Genomic DNA, 5,497 nt, shown 5'->3' on the forward strand with positions numbered 1-5,497 from the left:
GCCGGCACCCCCGTCGCACCCCACCGACCCGGGCCGGGTCCCACCGACCGGCACCGGCGACCCGGACCGGTCGCCCACCCCGGCCGGCGGCCCTGCCGCCGCCGAAGGGCGGCCCACCGGCGGAGCCGACACGCACACCGTGGACGGCCCGGCCGACGTCGGAGCCACTGCCGGGGTACCGGGTGCCGGACGTCCCGTCCCGACGGTCCCCGACGCCCCCGATCCGTTCGGCGGAACCGTCCGAACCGCCGGGAGTGGTCTTCCCGCGACGACGGACCCGGCCGCGTTCCTGGACGTGCCGGGCGAGGACACCGCGGAGGACCGGTCCGGTGCGGTGGACGTCGACGCCGGCCGGGACTCCGCTCCGGTCACCCCCGCCGGGCCCGACCCGGCCGGCGACCGTGCCGTCCCGGCCGCCGTGCCCGACCGCACCGTCCCGGTGTCCCCCGCACCCGTCACCGATCCGGTCGACACCGTCCTGCCCGGCACCGCACCGGCCGGCACCATCACGGTCCCACCGGCCGACACCGCCATGCCTCCGCCGGCCGACACCGCCACGGTCGAGACCGGCCCGGTCGGCACCGCCGTGGGACGCACCGACCCGGCACGCACCGGTCCGGTCGGCACCGGGCCGGCGGACCCCGATCCGGCCGGCACCACCACCGAGGACGACGGAGCGGCCCGCACCGACCCGGGCGACACCGCGCCGACCGCCACCGGTCCGGTCGGCCGCAGCACGGAGGACGACGACCCGACCCGCACCGAACCGGACGGCACCGAACCGATCGGCACGGGACCGGACAGCACCGTGACCGTCGGCGCCGGACCAGGCGGCACCGGGACGGCCGGCGGCGATCCGCCGGCCCCCGCCCCCACCGTCGGGCTGGTTGCTGGAAATGACGTCGTTGCCCCGGATGTCGTCGGCGTCGGCGCGGTGATGGCGAGCAGCATGACGGGGCTGGCCACGGAGGCCGCCGAACCAGCCGCCAGCGCGACGGAACCGGTCGACGCCACCGACCCGCCGGCGACCGGGGACCGAGCCGGCACCACGGACCGGCCGGCAGGCACCGACCGGACCACCACCCCGGACCGGACCACGCCCGACGACCACCCCACCCGCACGGACCGGCCGGCAGGCACGGACCGGCAGACCAGCGCGGACCGGCCGGCAAGCGCAGACCGGCCGGTAGGTACGGACCGGCAGACCAGCGCAGACCGTCCGGCGAGCGCGGACCGGGTCGGCACCACGCAGCCGCGGGCCGCCGGGGACCGGGCCGCCGCTGCGGGACCGACCACGGGCACCCCGGCCGCGTCCGGGGCCGCCGCGACGGCGGTACGGCAGGTCGACCCGGAGCAGGCGCTCGCCGGCTACCGGTGGCGGCTGGACCCGGAGACCCTGCGCGAGGTGGTCGACGACCCGGCGGAGCTACGGATCATCCGCCGCCGGCTGACCGAGAAGCTCGCCTCGGCCCTGGACAACCGCGCCCGCGCCCGGCTGCTCAGCCTGCGGGCGGTGCTGTCCCGGCTGGTCGACGACCTGGACGACGCGGTGGCCGACGGCCGGCTCGCGTTGACCTACGCGGAGGCGACAGGTGAGCTGCGGCGTACCGCGCTGGCCCGGGCGCGGCTGGCCGAGGCGCTGCGCTGGAAGGGTGAGTTCACCGAGGCCGACCGGCTGTTCACCGAGGCCAACTCGACGGAACTGCCGGACCGGCTGCGCTCGGCGCTGCACGAACACGCCGGCCGGTCCTGCTACGACCAGGGCCGGTTGATCGAGGCGTGTGGACACTTCGAACGGGCCCTGGACCTGCACCGGGCCGAGGACCCGGAGCTGACCGACCGGATCGCGGTGTGCCTGGACGCGGTGTACGCCCACGCGGCGGCCCGGGGCGGCTTCGGGCCGTACCCGCGTAGCCGGGACGAGGTGCGGCACGGCCGCCGTTCCCCGCGCCCCACCCACGACGGCCGGGGTCGCTGGGGGTACGCCGACACCGACGGTGAACTCGTCGTCGACTACCGGTACGTCGAGGCGCAGCCGTTCCACGAGCGGATGGCCTGGGTACGCCGCCCCGACCAGGCCGGGTGGGAGCTGATCGACGAGACCGGCGGCACCCTGCTCGGCCCCGCGTACGCCCGGGTGCTGGCCTTCTCCGACGGCCTGGCCTGGGTGTCGCAGGGCGGCGACGCGGACTGGTCGGCGATCGAGCCCGACGGGACGGTGGTGGTGCCGGCGGGGTTCGAGGAGGTCAGGCCGTTCCGGGCCGGGGTGGCGGCGGTACGCCGGGGCGGCTGGGGGGCGGTGGACCGGCACGGTCGGCTGGTCGTCCCGCCGCGCTACCACGGGATCGACACGACGTTGTCCGACGGTCGCCGGCTCGACGGGTTCACCGACGAGGGGCTGGCCGTGGTGGAGCTGGCCGGCCGGCGGGGGGTGCTCGACCGCACGGGCACCGTGCTGGTCCGGCCGGTGCACCCGGCGTTGGTGATCCACCCGGTGGCGTTCCTGGTCGGCGACGGGATGAACCACTGGGGGGCGCTGGACCGGCGGGGCGAACCGCTGATCCCACCGGTGCACCCCGACTGGGACACGGTGGTGGCGGAGATCGACAGGCTGCTCGCCGACACCCACCCCGTGCTCTGACGCCGGCTGCGCCGACGGGTGCCCGGCACCGGACGGGGCTAGGGTCGGGGCATGGAATTCCGACACCTTGGCCGCTCGGGCCTCATGGTCAGTGAGATCTCGTACGGCAACTGGATCACCCACGGTTCCCAGGTCGAGGAGGAGGCGGCGCTGGCGTGCGTCCGGGCCGCCCTGGACACCGGCATCACCACCTTCGACACCGCCGACGTCTATGCCGGTACGCGGGCCGAGACGGTGCTCGGCAAGGCGCTGGCCGGGGAGCGCCGGGAGGGGCTGGAGATCTTCACGAAGGTCTACTGGCCGACCGGTCCCGGCCGCAACGACCGGGGCCTGTCCCGCAAGCACATCATGGAGTCGATCGACGGCTCGCTGCGTCGCCTCCAGACCGACCACGTGGACCTCTACCAGGCCCACCGGTACGACTACAGCACGCCGCTGGAGGAGACGATGGAGGCGTTCGCCGACGTCGTGCACGCCGGCAAGGCGCACTACATCGGCGTCTCGGAGTGGAAGGCGTCGCAGCTGCGCGAGGCGCACGCCCTCGCCCGGGAGCTGCGCATCCCGCTGGTGTCCAACCAGCCGCAGTACTCGATGCTGTGGCGGGTCATCGAGTCCGAGGTGGTACCCGCCAGCGAGGAGCTGGGCATCTCCCAGATCGTCTGGTCGCCGATGGCGCAGGGGGTGCTGTCCGGCAAGTACCTGCCGGGTCAGCCGCCGCCGGCCGGGTCCCGGGCCACCGACGAGAAGTCCGGCGCGAACTTCATCGCCCAGTGGCTCAACGACGAGGTGCTGACCCGGGTGCAGCAGCTCAAGCCGCTCGCCGAGCAGGCCGGGCTGACCATGCCGCAGCTGGCCGTCGCCTGGGTGCTCCAGAACCCGAACGTCGCCTCGGCGATCATCGGCGCGTCCCGCCCCGACCAGGTGCACGACAACGTCAAGGCCGCCGGGGTGACCCTGGAGACCGACCTGCTCAAGGCCATCGACGACATCGTCGCCCCGGTCACCGAGCGGGACCCGGGCAAGACGGAGAGCCCGGCCCAGCGGCCCTGACCGGCACCGGCCGCACCCCGCCCCGGCCGGTTCCGGGGTGGGGTGCGGTCAGCTCTGCCAGAAGCGGATCAGGGACAGCGCGGTGCCGTAGAGCCACGGCGGCAGCCCCAGCAGGTCGCTGAGCCAGAACACGGCGCTGAAGAACCAGCCGCCGATGCGCGGGTTCCACAGCAGCGCGAACAGCAGGATGAACCCGAACGGCGCGAAGATGTCGTACATCCGGCGGTACTGCGGGCTGAGCCACGGCTGGATCATGTTGCCGCCGTCCAGGCCGGGCACCGGCAGCAGGTTCAGCACGCTCGCGGTGAGCTGGAGGAACGCCAGCAGCGCCACCCCCGCCCAGAACTCGATCGGGCCGCCGGCGTCGATGCCCACCCGCAGCACCACCACCAGCAGCAGGGTGAACAGCACGTTGGTGGCCGGGCCGGCGAGGCTGACCAGGGTGTGCCGCAGCCGGCCCGGGATGGCGTGCCGGTCCACCCAGACCGCCCCGCCGGGCAGGCCGATGCCGCCGAGCAGCACCACCACCACCGGCAGCACGATCGACAGCAGCGGGTGGGTGTACTTCAGCGGGTTCAACGTCAGGTAGCCCCGGTGGGCGATGTCCCGGTCGCCGGCCCGGTAGGCGACCACGGCGTGCGCGTACTCGTGCAGGCACAGCGAGACCAGCCAGCCGGAGACGACGAAGAGGAACACGTCGAACCGGACGTTGCCGACCCCGTTCCAGGTCAGCACGCCGCTGGTGACGAAGAGCGCGACCAGGGCCAGGAAGACCGGGCTGGGCCGGAACGCCGCCCGGGGCACACCGAGCACCAGCGGCTCGCCCCCCGGGCGGTCGCCCGCCATCACTCCGCCGTCGGCAGCAGGCTCATCCGGTAGTCCACCCGGTCGTCCTCGACGAGCGTGACCGCGGTGACGCCGGACGACGCGAGCTCCCGCCAGGTCTGGCCGATCCAGGACTCGGCGTCCGCCTGGCTGCTGAACGTCTCCGCCGGCCCGTCGACCGGTGCGCCGTCCGTGCCCTCGTACCGCCAGCTCCACGCCATGCCGCGTCTCCCCTCGCCGCTCAACCGTCCCCGGGGGACGGATCCCCGCAAGCGTAGTCGGCCGGCACCGCCGCGCACCGCACGCACGCCCCCGCACCCGGGTTCCGCGCAGCGTGACGGGTCCGGGCCGGCGGGCGGGGCCGGGTCGGGCGGCCTTAAGGTACGGGCATGTCCGTTGAGGGGTGGAACACGGTCCTGGTGCTCGGCGGTATCCGTTCGGGCAAGTCGGAGTTCGCCGAGTCCCTGGTGGCCGACGCGCCCACGGTGCGCTACGTGGCGACCTCGGCCGCCGCCGACCCGGACGACACCGAGTGGGCCACCCGGCTGGCCGCCCACCGGGAACGGCGGCCGGGAAGCTGGACCACCGAGGAGACCGCCGACGATCCGCGCCGGCTGGCCGACGTGCTCGCCTCGGCCGGGCCGAACGAGACGCTGCTCGTGGACGACCTGGGCGGTTGGGTGACCGTGCTGCTCGACCCGGCCCACCAGCCGGCCGACGACGTCGCCACCATCACCGAACTGGCCGACGCGGTGCGCGCCAGCGAGGCGCGGATCGTGCTGGTCAGCCCGGAGGTGGGGCTGTCGCTGGTGCCGACCACCCCGCTGGGGCGGGCGTTCGCCGACGCGCTGGGCGCCGCCAACCGGGCCGTCGCGGACGCCTGCGACGCGGTCGCGCTGGTGGTCGCCGGCCAGCCGGCCTGGCTGAAGCCGTCGGCACCGGTCCCGCCGGTCGGCGTACCCACCCGGGCCGCCCCGGTCG

General features: G+C 75.1%; 5 protein-coding genes. 3 read left to right on the plus strand and 2 right to left on the minus strand.

From position 1 onward, the window contains the following. Positions 1–2,641: WG repeat-containing protein (locus H1A17_RS33120; protein ID WP_375372852.1), on the plus strand; the 2,641-nt coding region annotated here is incomplete at its 5' end. 51 nt (positions 2,642–2,692) lie between these two features. Beyond that, on the plus strand, positions 2,693–3,691 hold the full coding sequence (locus tag H1A17_RS33125) for an aldo/keto reductase family protein (RefSeq protein ID WP_145921063.1): 999 nt from the start codon (positions 2,693–2,695) through the stop codon (positions 3,689–3,691). A 48-nt stretch (positions 3,692–3,739) separates the two neighbouring features. Here H1A17_RS33125 and H1A17_RS33130 read toward each other — a convergent pair whose 3' ends face one another. Continuing rightward, a complete protein-coding gene (locus tag H1A17_RS33130) occupies positions 3,740–4,537 on the minus strand; it encodes a site-2 protease family protein (RefSeq protein ID WP_145921064.1) in 798 nt (265 codons plus the stop codon). Beyond that, positions 4,537–4,737, minus strand: coding sequence for a hypothetical protein (locus H1A17_RS33135; protein ID WP_145921065.1), 201 nt, complete (start codon positions 4,735–4,737; stop codon positions 4,537–4,539). Before H1A17_RS33135 ends, H1A17_RS33130 begins: the two co-directional genes overlap by 1 nt. Before the next feature lie 168 nt (positions 4,738–4,905). On the opposite strand from H1A17_RS33135, the gene H1A17_RS33140 reads away from it, so the two are divergent. After that, positions 4,906–5,497: bifunctional adenosylcobinamide kinase/adenosylcobinamide-phosphate guanylyltransferase (locus H1A17_RS33140; RefSeq protein ID WP_194823729.1), on the plus strand; the 592-nt coding region annotated here is incomplete at its 3' end.

The sequence above is a fragment of the Micromonospora sp. S-DT3-3-22 genome, from assembly GCF_015354745.1.
GTDB lineage: Bacteria > Actinomycetota > Actinomycetes > Mycobacteriales > Micromonosporaceae > Micromonospora > Micromonospora wenchangensis.